This window comes from Ferrimonas sp. SCSIO 43195 (assembly GCF_023716685.1).
Classification (GTDB): Bacteria; Pseudomonadota; Gammaproteobacteria; order Enterobacterales; family Shewanellaceae; genus Ferrimonas; species Ferrimonas kyonanensis.
The window spans coordinates 930043-944321 of sequence record NZ_CP072679.1 but is presented as its reverse complement, the minus strand read 5'-3'; the positions used below and the strand labels follow the sequence as shown (position 1 = coordinate 944321).

Below are 14279 nucleotides of genomic sequence, written 5' to 3'. Positions count from 1 at the left end.
GAACAGGAACTCACTCATGTTTAAAAGGATAGCGATTGCCGTCGCCATCAGTGCCGCATTGGCGGGCTGTGGCACCGAAGAGCGGCCCTATGACGTCTATGAACGACCGGCGGAAGAGATCACCACCGCCTCTCTGGATACCGAATCCCTCTGGCTGTTTATGCCTTCCACCGGCGCCGCCCCTCGCTACGCCATGACTCAGCGTGGCTTCTTCCAGGGCGATGCCAAACTAGTCACCCTGCGCTTTGACGAATTCAACGGCATCTACGCCGAAGAGGTGGACCGCGATAAGCTGTCCATGGATAGTGAGAGCCGCTGGGATGCCGACATCAACAAAGCCCCGGTATTGAAGATTCCCGGTGAATTCCGTGAATACCGCTGTGCCCTCAACGCCTATGATGAGTGCACCAACAAGGAAGAGATCAACCTTGATGAAGACCGCAAGTGGACCGATGCCACTCACTTTGTTCCCGACTACGAAGGGATCCAGGCTCTGGCTCAGGACAGCCTGACCTGGTACACCTCCAGTAATGTTGAAGAGACCGCAAGCGCTCGCATCGTCTCGTACGAGTACAAGCCAGAAGAGGGCATGATCAACGTTGAGGTTGAACGCACCTTTACCGCCGATCCTGAAGACCAGTATCAGTTTGGCTACGACTTAAATAATCTGTCCTTTAAGACCCGCTTCTTCTACTCACTAGTCAAGCTGGACAAGCTGATCACCCCGGATTACCAGCCAGTCTACTATCAGGGTCGGGATCGCTCCTACTATGGTTTCTTTAACGACAGCAAAGAGCAGCGTACCGCGACCGGTGAACAGGACGTTCAAGGCAGCGTCTATAGTCTGCTAAACCGCTTCGCCCCAAGCAAGTCCAGCATCGACTACTACCTGAGCGACAGCTACCACGAAGGGGGCAACGAGCTGTACAAGCGCGTTACCATGGAGAGCATTACTGACATCAATAAGTCGCTGGAAGGTACCGGTGTACCACCCATCCGCATCGTTAACCCTAACAGCAAGGCTGGTATCCACACTGGCGATCTGCGCTACAACGTGCTGAACCTGATCACCGACCCGGTGGACAACGGCCTGCTGGGTTACGGCCCGTCCGCCACCAACCCGCTGACCGGCGAAATCGTTCACGCCCACGTCAACCAGTACGCTGGCGTCATTCGCAGTGCCACTCGCTCTGTATGGACCCAGCTGGTGATGCGCTACAACCGCCAGGAGATTGTCCGTCCTGATGAGTACAAGCCAGAGCCAGAGACTTCAGAGGGCGGAACCGATACCTCAGCGACCACTCCAGAGATCGTAGCGCCTAAGATTGGTGATGACGTAGTGGTGCGCAGTGTTAGCACAGATGAGATCGAGCAACTTCTTAACCGAGGTGATGATCACGGCCTGCACCTGCACGAACACAAGCATGACTGGAACACTGCCAATCCGGATCTGGCTACTCAATCCTTTAACAAGCATCAAAAGCGTCTGCAAATGCTCTCCGAGCAAAACGCTTTTTCCGTCGAGTTTATGTGGCTGAGCACTCAACAGAAGGGTCTGATCAAGGGCATCAACTATCTGGAAGGTGGCTACTTTGCTAACGAAGAAAACACTGAGCTGAAAACCTGGGACGATCTGACTTCCGCACAACAAACCGAAGTCAGCGACGCCATTGCCGAGCACATGTTCCGCTCCACTCTGATTCACGAGCTGGGTCACAACCTGGGTCTGCGCCATAACTTTATGGGTTCCGTAGATAAGGCCAACTTCTACTCTGAAGAGGAAGCCAAGGCCAAGGGCATGGACAAAGTCCCCGCTTACAGCTCCATCATGGACTATGCGGGCTCCGTTTTCGATGAACTGCCTACCTATGGTAAGTACGACATCGCTACCTTGCGCTTTGGCTATGGCCGTCAGGTAGAGACTGAACTGGCTACCACTGTCGACAACGAAGAGACCGGCCTTCCAGAAGTAAAAACTGAGAAGAAGTACCTCTCTGTAGCAGATCTGGATGCCAACCTGGCTAAGGACTTCAACGCCTACCCAACCGGTATTGTTCAGCATATGCGGGACAACTACATGGAAACGGACCAGGTCAAAGATCTGGAGCTGGGCGATAACCAGACTCTGAAACTGGCTCAATTTAACTACTGTACCGACGAGCACACTACCACCTCAGTGCTGTGTAACCGCTTTGACGAAGGTACAGATATCAATGAGATAACCAAGTTTCGAATCCAGCGTTACCACGACAGCTATGACACCATGAACAAGCGTAATGGTCGTCAAAGTTTCCATCAGTTCCACCAGTACAACTATTTCCTCAGCCGCTGGGATCAGTTCCTGCAGATTCGTGATGTTATTGAAAACGTAGAAGAGATCGACTATCTGTTTGCACGTTATCTGGGCATTAGCGAAGAGCGTAACTCCCAGGGTCAGTCCATGAAACAGATCTACAACGCCAGCTGCCGTTGGAAGGACTACGACACCCTGTCTCCTGGGCTGAAGAACCTCTGCACCACCTATGAGGCGTCTCGAACTGCGGCCCAGTTCTTCATCGATGTGATGACTGAAACCGACAAGGTGTGTGAGATCGAAGAGATTGCCACTGGCGTAGAAAACCGGGTGACCTTCCGGACTCTGTCAGATCTGTGGAAGGACTACCGTGGCCACCCCGCTGTCTCCAAGAACCGCGACATTCCTACCAGCTGTTTTGACCCTGAACTGGTGACTGCCCTCGAGGGTGAAAGCAACCCCATTAAGGTGCGTTCCGAAACCAAAGATGGTCGTATTGAAGCCAGCCTGCAGGCCAACAACCCTCACCAGAGCTCTGTGACCTCTGTTGATCTGCTGGGTACCTGGCCTGACAAGTTGCTGGCCGCCCAGATGCTGGTCCGTCGTGACAGCCCCTATGTGGATACAGAGAACTCCAGCCTGGCACTGCTGGATATCGACTATGACTCCCGTGAGTCCTATGCTCAGCTGATCTACAACCACCTGTCTTACCTGACCGGTAGTGAGCAGTTCAATCCACCTAAGTTTGTTGATAAAGATGGCAAAACCGTTGAAACCGTTCAGCGCTATGTGCCTAAGCTCACCAAGCTGATGGACAACTCGCCCTCCTACCTGTGGCCCATGAAGCGCTTCTTCCGCCTGACCGCTGGTGATGAGCTGCAACACTGGTTCGACCCATCCATGCCGGATGTACCGACTCCAGCATTCAATGCTCTGCTGAAGAACCTCAGTGACTATGGCCGCATGCCGGGCCTGGGCATCAACGACAGTGCCGAGCACCTTGTTGATTCTCTGGGCATTTACCAGGTATCCCCATACATCGACACCACAAATGCCATTACTTTCTCCTGGAAAGCGAAGAAGTACGTGATCATTCCACGTCGTAATGAGCTGGCCAATGCGATGGCTCGTCGTGCCCTCTATGGTGAACTTGAACCTCAAGAGCAGTACCTGAATGACGGGCTGCCGTCCGAGCTTGAAACTGCCATGAGAACCATGTTTAAGGACACCCAAAGCACAGCGGAAGCGTCTGTTGTCGCAGTTGGTGACAGCGAAGCCTTGACCGCTTTGAAAGAAGATGGTCTGGACGCAATTACCGGACGAACTACATGGACTGGTGCCGTAATCACCCCAGCCAGATTCCAGTCTTACAAGGAAAATGGCAGCACCTGTTACCGGGTCCTGGTTGATGGCGAAAGCGACGAGCAGCGCCTAACTCGCAAGTGCAACACCAATGGTGGTCTACGCTTGGCCAGTGCCGCCATGGATAACCTAGCGGACGACCGCGTTACTATGCTGTCCCAGTGGTCCGGTGTATATGGAGGCAACCTTGCCTTCTGCCGCGCCGATGACAAACTGAAGAACTACATCGATGTCTTTGACTACGAGCCCGAGGTTCTTCACTTGTGGGCTACCAAGAAGTACGAAGCTCTGCGCCCCGCATTCTTGCAGTTGCCAGTGCTTAACCCTTAAGAGTTAACACTCCAAGCCGGCCCCTCTGGGCCGGCTTTTTTTTTGCTCAATGATCCGCGATCGACTCAGCCCGACTTTGTTGCCCGCACCAACAGGTTTCTCGGGGTCATCTGCCTGTCGCAGAAGGTGCTGATGTCCACCTCATAGCCCTGCTCTTCCAGGTAACAGACCCGGTCCAACACCAGCCACAGCTCCAGGGGGCGGCGGAACAGCTGGCGCACCGTCTCCATCTGCTCCAGCACAGGCAGCCGCGACTGCCCCTGGCTCAGATAAGGCTCAAGCTCAGGCCCCTCCACAGGCAACGCCAGCCCTTTGCGCTGCGCCGCCCACTGGCAAAACGCCTCAAACCCGTCACCGAGCAGCGACTTGGGCACGTTGGGCAATGGCAGGTATTGGTCCTGGCCCGTCAACTGACGCTGCAGGCAATCAAAGCCGAGGCGATAACTCAGCTCCAGCTGCCGCTGGCGCTTTACATGCCCCGGGGCAGTAACGGTTTCCTGCAGCGGCATTTTCAGATCCAGCTTACTCAGGTTCAGATCCCGCGCCTGGGCCGCTTGCGATAACGGCCGATAACGATCACTGCGGATCAGGTGATAACAGCAGGGGGAGAAGGAGATGGCTTCGGTTCCGGCCCTGGCTCCATGGCGCAACAATGCCACATGAAGATCGCCGCAGGCGTGCAGCGCCACCGCATGCTGGTGTTGCTTAAGATGGTTGGCCGCCGAATCGTCAAAGGCGTCGCCATTAACGAAGGTCATCGGCAAACCAAACCGGGTCGCCAGAGTCTGGCCCTCTTCACACAGACCGGCTTGCCACTCCAGGCTGACCACAGGCTGGTCGCTGGTGGCGGCCAGGGCGCGACCGAGATGGCCCTTACCGGCACACCACTCCAGCCACGGCCGATGACGTTCGGCCAAGGCATCAGAAAACGCGGTGATCTGCTGCCACTTGCGACCGGGGATCTGCCAGTCGAGACGGGCCGGATAGGCCTGGGCAGCCCCTTGAACCGGGTTGGCCTCAGCCAGCTCGGTCAGTTCCGCCAGCCAGGGCAGCACCGGCGATAGCTGCGCCTGCAACTGTGCGGCATCCTGACGCAGCGCCGTTAACTCCGACAACGAGTGCTGCTGCAACCATTGACACAATGCCGGCTCCTGCCAAGGCAGTGCCAGGCAATCGAAGGGCACAAATTGCCAATAGGGTTTAAGCTCCGCCAGCAGTTGGCTCAGGCGCGTAAAGCGATCAGAGTGAGACATATTCAGGGTTCGGTGACTAAGAGGGCGACGATTGTAAAGGCTTAGGAGGCAAAGATCCCCTGTTACCTTCGCCGGTATTGAGCCGGGTCACCCTCAACCGCCGACGGCTCAGGCCGCCTGGCCGTAGCGCTGCTCCAGATAGGCAATGATGTCACTGGACTCCAGCATCCACTGGCTTCCCTGGGCGTCATCGATGCGCAGGCAGGGCACCTTGACCTTACCGGCGTTGTGTTCCAGCTCCTGACGGAACTGCGGGTGACGATTCACATCCCGGGTTTCGATGGGCAGGTTGAGGCGATGCATGGCCCGGCGCACCTTGATGCAGAAGGGGCAAGCATAAAACTGATACAGAGACAGCGACCGCAACTCTTCGGCAATTCGGGCCTGCTGCTCCTCGGAGCGTTTCATTTTACTGCCACGGGTAACGATGTCCCCAAGGGCAATGGCCCGTCCCAATCCTTCGCGTACAATCTTAACCAGCATGAATGAGTCCTATTCGGGTTTTAACTGGCGCCATTGTACCCCGAACCCAAACAAAAGGGCAGAGATCACAAAATCCATAAAAACCAAACGGGGCGCACAAGGCGCCCCGATTCTGATTTCGAACCTCACAATGCCGGCGGCCGCTCCGGCAATTGCTGAACATGCAGATCCATCTGCGGGAAGGGGATGCCGATGCCGGCGTCATCCAGCGCCTGCTTGATGTTGGCCATCAACTGGAAATAAGCGTCCCAGTAGTCTTCGCTCTTCACCCAGGGACGAACCACAAAGTTGACACTGGAATCCGCCAACTCAGACACCTCCACTCGATAGGCAGGGTCCTTGAGCACGTAGTCACTGGCTTCCACCACCTGACTCAGCACCTCTCGGGTCTGACGCAGGTCGGCGTCATAGGCCACCCCAATCACCAGGTCGATGCGGCGAGTGTCCTTGGCGCTGTAGTTGACGATGACCCCGTTAATCACCGCGGCGTTGGGAGCAATGATCTTCTTGTTGTCCGGAGTAATCAGAGTGGTGGAGAAGATGGAGATCTCCTCAACCACACCGGCAGCGCCAGCAGCCTCGACGTAATCGCCCGCCCGGCAGGGGCGGAACACCACCAGCAGTACTCCGGCGGCAAAGTTGGACAGCGACCCCTGCAATGCCAGACCGACCGCCAGGCCGGCGGCACCCAGTACCGCCACCAGCGACGCGGTCTGCACCCCGAGCTGCGCCAACGCGGCGATGAAGGTGAAGGCCATGATAATGGTGGACACCAGCGCACCGACAAAGCCAACCGCAGTGGCTTCCACCTTGCGCCTTTCCATCATCTTGCGAACCATCGAGGCCACTATTTTGCTGACCCAGCGACCCACCACCACAATCAGCAGTGCTATCAGGATTCGCATCCCGTAGGCCATCGCCAGTGCCGGCAACTGCTCTAACCATTGTTCCATATCATCACTCTCCTTTGACTAATTGCAGCCGAATTGGCCGTGCCACCACTTCCACGCGGCGGTTCTCGGCCAAACCGGATTCGGTTTCCAATTGGGATACGGGGTCGGTCTCCCCCAGGGCATGAAGGGTCAGGCGGCGGCGACTGATGCTGTAACGCAGGGCCAGCACATTGGCCACCTCGTCGGCGCGGGCCTGGGACAGCGCCAGGTTAACCTCGCCACTGCCACGCTCATCGGCGTGGCCCTTGATCAGCAACTCATGGCCTTGCCACTTAGCCAGCCAGGGCTCCAGCTTTTGCAGCTGAGCGTCGGACAGACGTGCGGACTGGCTGTCGAACAACAGCACCAGGATTCGATCGGCAGACACGGCGTCGGAGGGGCAGCCATTGCCGCTGCCCAGAGTCGCAGGCTCACGCGGACAGGCATCCTTACCATCCGGGATGCCATCTTCGTCTCTGTCCGCCGCCCAGGCTCCGGCGCTCAGTACGAGGCCAAAACACAAGTATTTGAAATTGATTGTCATCTTTTCCTCCACGTCCCTGCAGAAAAGATAGCTCATGGTAACACTGTTTGGGTTAAAACAACCGCCTTTGAATGGGTTGGCCCTTGGGGTGGTAAGCACTGACCGAGATGGGATCCGCCAGTGGCGGCGGCATCTGCCCCTGCTGCAGCCAGTTGCGGGCGGCAGCGCCGCGAACCAACACCGGCATTCGATGGTGGTAGGCCTGCAAGGATTCGGTGGCAGCCTGAGTCACCAGCACCAGCGCCCCCTGTGGCCGAGCGGGGGTCACCGGCCACCACAGTCCGGCAAAACTGAACAGGGGTCGCCCGGTGGCAAAGCGATAGGGCTGCTTGCGGGCCCCTTCGGTTCGCCATTCATACCAACCTGAAGCCGGTACCAGGCAACGACGGTGGGCGTAGGCCTCTTTGAACAGCGGCTTCTGTGCCAGAGTTTCACTGCGAGCATTGATCACCGGTCGCGACAACGACGGGTGAGACAGGCCCCACTGCAGTTGCCGCAACTGCAGCCGGTCCTGGTCCAGAGTCACGCCTGCCAGCAACTGAGAGGGGCGAATGTCGTCGCGCGCATCCAGCTGGAAGCTCAGACCATCCATCCCCAACTGCTCGCGGCTGTCAAAGCCGGTGGCCTGACTGAAAAAGCGGCCACACATGAGGTTACTGACCGAACCTGGGGCCACCATCGGCCAGGTACAGAGATTCAGCGGCGGTGTTTTGCCGCTTCAGCACCCGGTTTCGATGGGGAAAGCGGCCAAAGCGTTCGATGATGTCCCGATGCAATTGCTGAAACTTCAGGGTGCCCTGAGCTTCCTGCAGCGCCACTCCCTCGAGCCCTTCACACATCGCCGTCAGCAGGGCCACGCCATCGGTTTGGTCCTGCAACGACTCGGAGTGTTGCAATGGCATATAGAAGAACTGTTTCTCGGACAACGCCAGGGCGCGATCCTGCCCGGCCTCGATTCCGCTTTTACACAGAGCCAACGCCATCTCGTCTCCGGCAAAGGCCAGTGACGAGCCGCGGTACAGGTTTCGGCTAAACTGATCCAGCAGGATGATCAACGCCAGCCGTCCTCGGGGCTCCTCGGCCCAATGGTCCAGTTCACCCTGCAGGGCCCGAGCATGCAGATCGCCGAAATGGGTGCGAATCTCTTCGTCAATCACCTCGCCGGCGCCAAACCAAAGCTTGCCTTTCGGCTGCTTCGGCAACCCCGCTTCCAACTCCCCAAACCAAAAAAACAGCACCTGACTGATCTCAGGATTCATGCGGCCTCCTTTGTTTGCCGTTCAATACTGCCTACTTATAAAGCAAAAAACGGGCCGATTATCTCGGCCCGTTTTCGGAGTTACTTGTCTTTGCCCGGTGGGTAGCCTTCGAGGATCGCCATCACCACTTTGTTGACCTGCTCGGTACGTTTTTCCGGAGTCAGGTTCTTTTTCACCGTATCGGTGCCACTGCCACGCCACAGCAACTGCTTACTCTTGGCGTCGATGATGTCGACGATCAGGGTGCCCTCTTTGTACTCCCGCACCCGAGTATCCGCCTGAACGCCGGTGCCCCAGTAGGAACCGCGACCGTGGTAGTAAGGGTAATAGCCGAAGTTGGTGTAAAAGGTATCCACATCGATCTTCTTCTCCACCTGGGTCAGGTAGTTCACCAGCACCTGGGCATCACTGACCGCCACCTGCTGCAACCCAACACCACTCAGTTGATCCGCCAACGCCTTGCGAATACGGCGGTCATTCAGGCCGTCCATCTGGTACTTAGCCGCACCGGTATCGGCACTGGCTTCCACCCAGGCCCAGCGGGTGTAATCGGCAAAATTCACCTGCTCATCGTAATCGTACTCTGTACTGACCGAGCTACAGCCCGCCAGAACCACGACCGCCAGCATCGCACTCAGTTTTTTCAGCATACAGGGCTCCGTTTCATTACTGTCCTATGTAACAGACCTTAACACACTCAATCCAGTTCCCTAAACCCGTCTCATTCAGCGGCAAGTTCAGGTTCAGCTTATTGCAACTACACTAAGTTGTAGTTGCTGATACGGCCATAGCAACGATGCCGCCAAACGGCGCCATTCAGTATGAATTCGATTAGTAATCAACACCATCGTTGGAGAGCCCACCATGACCCGACTCCTGATCTGGCTGACCGCCAGCCTGACTCTGATCTTCAGCCTGGGCGCCAGCGCCGCCTCCAAGACCGAAATTGACGCCAAGGTCGCCGGCGCCTTGCAACAGCTGTACGCCGACTCACCGGCCGCCAAGGAGCTGGCCGGCAAAGCCCATGGCATTCTGGTGATGCCAGAGGTATTAAAGGCGGGGTTTGGCATCGGTGGCGAATATGGGGAAGGGGCGCTGCTGATCAACGGCAGCACCCACAGTTACTACTCCACCGCCGCGGCATCATTTGGGCTGCAGATTGGCGCCCAAATCAAGAGTCAGGTGGTGATGTTCATGACCGCCGATGCTCTGGCCGCCTTTCAGGACAGCAGCGGCTGGAAGGCCGGTGTCGACGGCAGCGTCGCCCTGGCCACCCTAGGAGCCGGGGGCACCTTTGACAGCAACACCCTGCGCCAACCGATTATCGGTTTCATCTTTTCCAACAAGGGCCTGATGTACAACCTGACCTTTGAAGGTGCCAAGTTTACCCGGATTGAACGCTAGTCCAGCAGCAGCTGGTTCAGGTGCCTGGGAAGGTCGGCCACCAGTTCCGGTGTCAGTAGCAATCGTTCCCGGTCACCGCTTTCTGCCAAAATCCGACTGACGGCGGCGGCCATGCCCCGGCCGGTGCGGGTGACCTCAGCGTGCAGGTAGACGCCATCGCTGGCCGGCACCAGGGCCAGCTCCATCTCCTCGATGCGGCCGCTAAACTCGCCGCTGCGAGGCTGATAGTGCAACATCTGCAGGTAAGGGGCGGCAACCCTAGCCATGGAGGACACCGCTTCGGTATGCACCAACGTCTGCACAAAACCCAGTTGTTCCACCTGGTGCAGCAATTCGGCCGCCAGCGGCTCAGGCACCACCTGCAGATAGTCCCTGTCTTTCGGATCCACCGCCTGACGAATGTCCAGCCCTGTGGCCAGCCACACCTTGGTCTTCCCCAGGGTTAACGGAGTAAACTCGGGCAGCACAAACTCAATGGGCAACTCCCACTCTTCTCCCGCCGCCACCTTAAAGGCATCGGCCAGTTGAAAGTGAGCCAATTCCACCTCCAGGGTTTGAGCCTGTCCCTCCTCCACCTGCTCATAGCTGCAATGCAGGGAAAAATAGACGCCATGAATCCGTTGTCCGACGTTTCCGGCCTTGATTCGAACCCGCGCAGATACGCTTTCTCCCGGGAAATACCGCTCTTTTTGCAGCAAGGTATCCACCTCGCATGACCCCATTCCGACGGCAGACAGCAAACGATTGAACAACGACATGGGCGAGGTTTTTCCTTTTTTAGCAATGAATTTGTTAAACTGACAGACCCGTACTTGATAAGCCGCAAGATATGATCTCTAACCAAGACTCGCAACTGGTATATAGCACCGACATCGGCCGCATCGACCAGGAACAAACCAAAACCGCCCCCCCCGCCGGCGATGGCTGGGTTCGCATTCACCTGGATCGCAAAGGCCGTAAAGGCAAAGGAATGATGATCGTAAAGGGGCTAGGCTTAGAGGATAAAAAACTCAAAAAGCTGGCTGCGACACTGAAGAAAAAACTGGGTGTCGGCGGCGCCGTCAAAGAGTTCGACATCGAGATTCAGGGCGACAAGCGGGACCAACTGAAGCAACTGCTGGAGCAGCAGGGTTTCAAGGTCAAACTGGCCGGAGGTTAAGGAGCAGTCCATGAACAGTCTGAAAAACCACCTGTTGATCGCCATGCCTTCGCTGCAGGATAAGTATTTTAAGCGCTCGGTCACCTATCTGTGTGAACACGATGAGGAGGGCGCCATGGGACTGATCATCAATCAGCCCATCGGTCTGGATCTCGATGACCTGCTGAAAAAAATGAAGCTGCAGCAGGACGATTTCGTGCTGCCCACCAATCTGGCCAACCAAGTGTTGCTGGGTGGTCCGGTCACCCCGGACCGTGGCTTTGTGCTTCACAGTGGCCCCACCCAATATGCCAACAGCCGCCGCATCAACGATCAACTGACCGTAACCTGTTCCAAGGACGTGTTGGACAGTTTTGGCAGCGACCAGGCCCCCGAGCAGTACCTGGTGGCGCTGGGCTACGCCGGCTGGGAAGCGGGTCAGTTGGAGCAAGAGATTCAACAGGGATCATGGCTGACCATTCCGGCGGAACCCGAGTTGTTGTTTGATGTGCCTCATAAGCAACGCTGGGAGACCGCGACCAAGCGGCTGGGTATCGACATCTGGCAGTTATCCGGGGAGATTGGCCACGCATGAATCAGACCATTCTCGGCTTCGATTTCGGCACCAAGGCCATCGGCCTGGCCATTGGCCAGAGCATTACCGGTACCGCCCAGCCTCTGTGCGGCATCAAGGCCAACGACGGCATTCCCAACTGGGATGAGATTGGCAAGATCATCAAGGAGTGGCAACCACAGCTGATCGTGGTCGGTCTGCCCCTGAACATGGACGGCACCGAACAGGAGATGACCCTGAGGGCGCGCAAGTTTGCCAACCGCCTCCATGGCCGCTTCGGCATCGAAGTAGTGACTCAGGATGAACGCCTGACCACCACCGACGCCAAGGCACACCTGTTTGAGCGCCGTGGCTTTAAAGGGCTGAAAAAAGACAGCATCGATGCCACCTCTGCGGCGCTGATCGTCGAAGACTATTTCGAGTCTCAATACCAGTAACCGTAAACAGCAAAGGGGCCAAATGGCCCCTTTTTACATCTTAGCGCTAACCTTATTCGGGCTTCAGCAGATAGCTCCGCAGTTGACCATAGTCTGCCTCCATGGCATCACTCAGCAGCGGCTTCACCGCCGCCTCGGCCAGGGCCTGGGGCAACGGCAGGTCCAGCTCCAGCAACTCATCCACCGACTCTTTGAACTTGGCAGGATGGGCGGTACCAAGGAACACGCCCACCTCATCTCCCTTCAGCGAACAGGACAGCGCCCGGCTGGCGATGGCCGCGTGGGGCTCGGACAGATAGCCCTGCTGATGCAGCGCCTGCAGCTGCAATTCACACTCGCGCTCAGACACCGCCGCGCCCTCAATGGTCGCCAGCGGCCAGCTATTGGCGCGGCACAACGCTTCCACTCTTGGCCAGTTATTGGGCGCCGACACGTCCATGGCGTTGGAGCGAGTGGCCACGGTGGGGTTCACCTGCCAGTGGCCGGAGCGCAGATAACGGGGCACCGTGTCGTTGCTGTTGGTAGCGGCAATAAAGCGTTTTACCGGCAAGCCCATGGATTTGGCCAGCAGACCGGCAGTGAGGTTGCCAAAGTTGCCACTGGGCACCGCCACCACGGCCTGGCGACGCTTGGCCGCCGGCAGCTGGGCGATGGCCTCGAAGTAGTAACAGATCTGCGCCAGCAACCGAGCGATGTTGATGGAGTTGGCGGAGTTCAGACCGATAGCCTGCTTGAGTTGTTCGTCCTCAAACGCCTGCTTCACCAGCGCCTGACAATCATCGAAGCTGCCCTGCACCGCCACGGTACGAATGTTGCCACCCAGGGTACAGAACATCTTCTCCTGCAGCGGGCTGATGCGCCCCTGAGGGTAGAGAATCACCACGTCGATGTTGTCCAGGCCGAAGAAGGCATCGGCCACCGCCGCGCCGGTGTCACCGGAGGTGGCGGTTAAGATGGTCAGTTTCTCATCACCGGCCAGCTGCGACAGCGCCCGGGCCAGGAAACGGGCCCCAAAATCCTTAAACGCCAGGGTCGGACCATGGTACAGCTCCAGGCAATACTGGTGGTCGCTGGCGGCCACCAGGGGGCAAGCAAAGGTAAAGGCGTCCCGCACCAGCGACTCGACATTCTCCTGGCCCAGTTCGTCCGCCAGCCAGGCGCTGAGAATGGCGACGCTGCGGTCGACAAAATCCATCTCCAGCACGGCGTCAATGTCATCAAACGCAGGCAACTGAGACGGGAAAAACAGCCCCCGGTCACGACCCAGCCCCTGGCGCACGGCCTGGGAAAAGCTGACCTTCTGCTGCGGGTGTTTCAGGTTATACAGTTCCATTTCAATTCTCGCTTGTGTAGATGACGCCATCGGATGCCAACCGGCACACATGGGCAAAACCCCGGGCATTGGCCAGGTAGCAGTGATTCAGGTAGTGGTGTGCCCGTTCGGCACTGTGGCGGTCGCGGCACACCGCGAACAGGGTCGGGCCGGAGCCGGAGATGCCCACCGCCTCGGCGCCCAGATCCGCCAGCGCCGACTTGGCCGCCAGAAACCCGGGAATGTGCGGCGCCCGGTAGGGCTCTGCCAGTTCGTCCGTCAGCACCGACAGCGCCTGCTGCTCATCCTGCCGGTAGCAGGCATCCACGAAGGCGGCCAGATTCTGGCCAAAGGCGATGCTGGTGGCCTTGTCGTACTGATCTGGCAGCAACGCCCGCATCTTGGCGGTCGACAGGCTGATGCCGGAGTAGGCCACCACCCAATACCAGTTGCTGAATTCCGGCAGCTTGCGGGCGTAGTCCGCCACCATCAGCTGCAGCCCGCCCAGGTAGCTGGGTGCCACGTTGTCGTAGTGCACCGAGCCGGAGATCTTGCCTTCCAGTTGCCCCATCAGATGCAGCAACGCCTTGGGCTCGAGGGCATCGTCGAAAAAGCGATTGAGGGCAGCACAGGCCGCCACCACCGAACTGGCACTGGAACCCAGCCCGCTGCCCACCGGCAGGTTCTTCTCCAGCGTCAGCTTCAGCGGCACCGGTGCCAGGCCACTGGCCTCGAAATAGGCGGCCATGGCCTGGTAGACGATGTTGTCCCGCTCATCGGCAGGCAGGACATCGGCGTAGGGGCCCCGACATTCCAGGCCGGCCTCCGTGGCCGCCTCGACGCTGACCCGATCCCCCAGCACGCTGCCGTCCACCGGCAACAGCGCTGCCCCAAGCAGGTCAAAGCCGACGCTGACATTGCCCATGGAAGCCGGCGCGTATGCAGTGATTCTGGCCAT

At 57.9% G+C, this 14279-nt stretch carries 15 protein-coding genes; 5 read left to right on the top strand and 10 right to left on the bottom strand.

The genetic code is table 11. From position 1 onward, the window contains the following. The first annotated feature begins 16 nt into the window (after positions 1–16). Positions 17–3985, top strand: coding sequence for a zinc-dependent metalloprotease (locus J8Z22_RS04525; protein ID WP_252009060.1), 3969 nt, complete (start codon positions 17–19; stop codon positions 3983–3985). A 65-nt stretch (positions 3986–4050) separates the two neighbouring features. Here the strand turns inward: J8Z22_RS04525 and J8Z22_RS04520 are convergent, their stop codons facing one another. The 7 genes from J8Z22_RS04520 to J8Z22_RS04490 form a co-directional block, all read right to left on the bottom strand. Next, positions 4051–5238 carry a methyltransferase gene (locus J8Z22_RS04520; RefSeq protein WP_252009055.1) on the bottom strand — a complete coding sequence of 396 codons (1188 nt, stop codon included), beginning with the start codon at positions 5236–5238 and terminating at the stop codon, positions 4051–4053. Between the two features lie 108 nt (positions 5239–5346). Continuing rightward, the gene (locus J8Z22_RS04515) at positions 5347–5721 is read right to left on the bottom strand and encodes a glutathione S-transferase N-terminal domain-containing protein (RefSeq protein ID WP_252009052.1); all 375 of its coding nucleotides are present in this window, start codon (positions 5719–5721) and stop codon (positions 5347–5349) included. 125 nt (positions 5722–5846) lie between these two features. After that, entirely contained in the window at positions 5847–6674 is an 828-nt protein-coding gene (locus J8Z22_RS04510; RefSeq protein ID WP_252009049.1) for a mechanosensitive ion channel family protein, read from the bottom strand. Between the two features lie 4 nt (positions 6675–6678). Then, positions 6679–7197 carry an OmpA family protein gene (locus J8Z22_RS04505; protein ID WP_051252799.1) on the bottom strand — a complete coding sequence of 173 codons (519 nt, stop codon included), beginning with the start codon at positions 7195–7197 and terminating at the stop codon, positions 6679–6681. Positions 7198–7249: 52 nt separating this feature from the next. After that, complete coding sequence (locus tag J8Z22_RS04500) at positions 7250–7846, bottom strand: SOS response-associated peptidase (RefSeq protein WP_252009046.1); 597 nt, start codon at positions 7844–7846, stop codon at positions 7250–7252. A 4-nt stretch (positions 7847–7850) separates the two neighbouring features. Further along, entirely contained in the window at positions 7851–8456 is a 606-nt protein-coding gene (locus J8Z22_RS04495) for a DUF924 family protein (RefSeq protein ID WP_028113961.1), read from the bottom strand. Positions 8457–8536: 80 nt separating this feature from the next. Beyond that, complete coding sequence (locus J8Z22_RS04490) at positions 8537–9106, bottom strand: DUF4136 domain-containing protein (RefSeq protein WP_211227315.1); 570 nt, start codon at positions 9104–9106, stop codon at positions 8537–8539. Between the two features lie 214 nt (positions 9107–9320). Here J8Z22_RS04490 and J8Z22_RS04485 point away from each other — a divergent pair, with 214 nt between their 5' ends. Further along, positions 9321–9860 carry a YSC84-related protein gene (locus J8Z22_RS04485; protein WP_252009043.1) on the top strand — a complete coding sequence of 180 codons (540 nt, stop codon included), beginning with the start codon at positions 9321–9323 and terminating at the stop codon, positions 9858–9860. Here J8Z22_RS04485 and J8Z22_RS04480 read toward each other — a convergent pair. Then, the gene (locus tag J8Z22_RS04480; protein WP_252009041.1) at positions 9857–10618 is read right to left on the bottom strand and encodes a sporulation protein; all 762 of its coding nucleotides are present in this window, start codon (positions 10616–10618) and stop codon (positions 9857–9859) included. The two genes, J8Z22_RS04485 and J8Z22_RS04480, sit on opposite strands and share 4 nt — an antisense overlap. 71 nt (positions 10619–10689) lie before the next feature. Here J8Z22_RS04480 and yciH point away from each other — a divergent pair, with 71 nt between their 5' ends. The 3 genes from yciH to ruvX are packed head-to-tail and all read left to right on the top strand — an operon-like array spanning position 10690 to position 12009. Then, positions 10690–11019 carry a stress response translation initiation inhibitor YciH gene (yciH, locus tag J8Z22_RS04475; RefSeq protein WP_252009038.1) on the top strand — a complete coding sequence of 110 codons (330 nt, stop codon included), beginning with the start codon at positions 10690–10692 and terminating at the stop codon, positions 11017–11019. Between the two features lie 10 nt (positions 11020–11029). Beyond that, positions 11030–11593, top strand: coding sequence for a YqgE/AlgH family protein (locus J8Z22_RS04470; RefSeq protein ID WP_252009035.1), 564 nt, complete (start codon positions 11030–11032; stop codon positions 11591–11593). Further along, positions 11590–12009, top strand: a complete 420-nt coding sequence (gene ruvX, locus J8Z22_RS04465; RefSeq protein ID WP_090363912.1) for a Holliday junction resolvase RuvX — start codon at positions 11590–11592, stop codon at positions 12007–12009. Before J8Z22_RS04470 ends, ruvX begins: the two co-directional genes overlap by 4 nt. A gap of 52 nt (positions 12010–12061) precedes the next feature. On the opposite strand, the gene thrC is transcribed toward ruvX, so the two are convergent. After that, positions 12062–13342, bottom strand: a complete 1281-nt coding sequence (thrC, locus tag J8Z22_RS04460) for a threonine synthase (protein ID WP_252009032.1) — start codon at positions 13340–13342, stop codon at positions 12062–12064. 1 nt (position 13343) lies between these two features. Next, positions 13344–14279 carry a homoserine kinase gene (thrB, locus tag J8Z22_RS04455; RefSeq protein ID WP_252009029.1) on the bottom strand — a complete coding sequence of 312 codons (936 nt, stop codon included), beginning with the start codon at positions 14277–14279 and terminating at the stop codon, positions 13344–13346.

What these genes read in the sequence shown, in the direction of transcription:
- yciH (WP_252009038.1), top strand. Translation starts at nt 10,690, where the DNA reads ATGATCTCTAACCAAGACTCGCAACTGGTATATAGCACCGACATCGGC.
- J8Z22_RS04480 (WP_252009041.1), bottom strand. Translation starts at nt 10,618, where the DNA reads ATGTCGTTGTTCAATCGTTTGCTGTCTGCCGTCGGAATGGGGTCATGC.
- J8Z22_RS04490 (WP_211227315.1), bottom strand. Translation starts at nt 9,106, where the DNA reads ATGCTGAAAAAACTGAGTGCGATGCTGGCGGTCGTGGTTCTGGCGGGC.
- J8Z22_RS04520 (WP_252009055.1), bottom strand. Translation starts at nt 5,238, where the DNA reads ATGTCTCACTCTGATCGCTTTACGCGCCTGAGCCAACTGCTGGCGGAG.
- J8Z22_RS04505 (WP_051252799.1), bottom strand. Translation starts at nt 7,197, where the DNA reads ATGACAATCAATTTCAAATACTTGTGTTTTGGCCTCGTACTGAGCGCC.
- J8Z22_RS04485 (WP_252009043.1), top strand. Translation starts at nt 9,321, where the DNA reads ATGACCCGACTCCTGATCTGGCTGACCGCCAGCCTGACTCTGATCTTC.
- J8Z22_RS04470 (WP_252009035.1), top strand. Translation starts at nt 11,030, where the DNA reads ATGAACAGTCTGAAAAACCACCTGTTGATCGCCATGCCTTCGCTGCAG.
- J8Z22_RS04495 (WP_028113961.1), bottom strand. Translation starts at nt 8,456, where the DNA reads ATGAATCCTGAGATCAGTCAGGTGCTGTTTTTTTGGTTTGGGGAGTTG.
- J8Z22_RS04500 (WP_252009046.1), bottom strand. Translation starts at nt 7,846, where the DNA reads ATGTGTGGCCGCTTTTTCAGTCAGGCCACCGGCTTTGACAGCCGCGAG.
- J8Z22_RS04510 (WP_252009049.1), bottom strand. Translation starts at nt 6,674, where the DNA reads ATGGAACAATGGTTAGAGCAGTTGCCGGCACTGGCGATGGCCTACGGG.
- J8Z22_RS04525 (WP_252009060.1), top strand. Translation starts at nt 17, where the DNA reads ATGTTTAAAAGGATAGCGATTGCCGTCGCCATCAGTGCCGCATTGGCG.
- ruvX (WP_090363912.1), top strand. Translation starts at nt 11,590, where the DNA reads ATGAATCAGACCATTCTCGGCTTCGATTTCGGCACCAAGGCCATCGGC.
- thrB (WP_252009029.1), bottom strand. Translation starts at nt 14,279, where the DNA reads ATGGCCAGAATCACTGCATACGCGCCGGCTTCCATGGGCAATGTCAGC.
- J8Z22_RS04515 (WP_252009052.1), bottom strand. Translation starts at nt 5,721, where the DNA reads ATGCTGGTTAAGATTGTACGCGAAGGATTGGGACGGGCCATTGCCCTT.
- thrC (WP_252009032.1), bottom strand. Translation starts at nt 13,342, where the DNA reads ATGGAACTGTATAACCTGAAACACCCGCAGCAGAAGGTCAGCTTTTCC.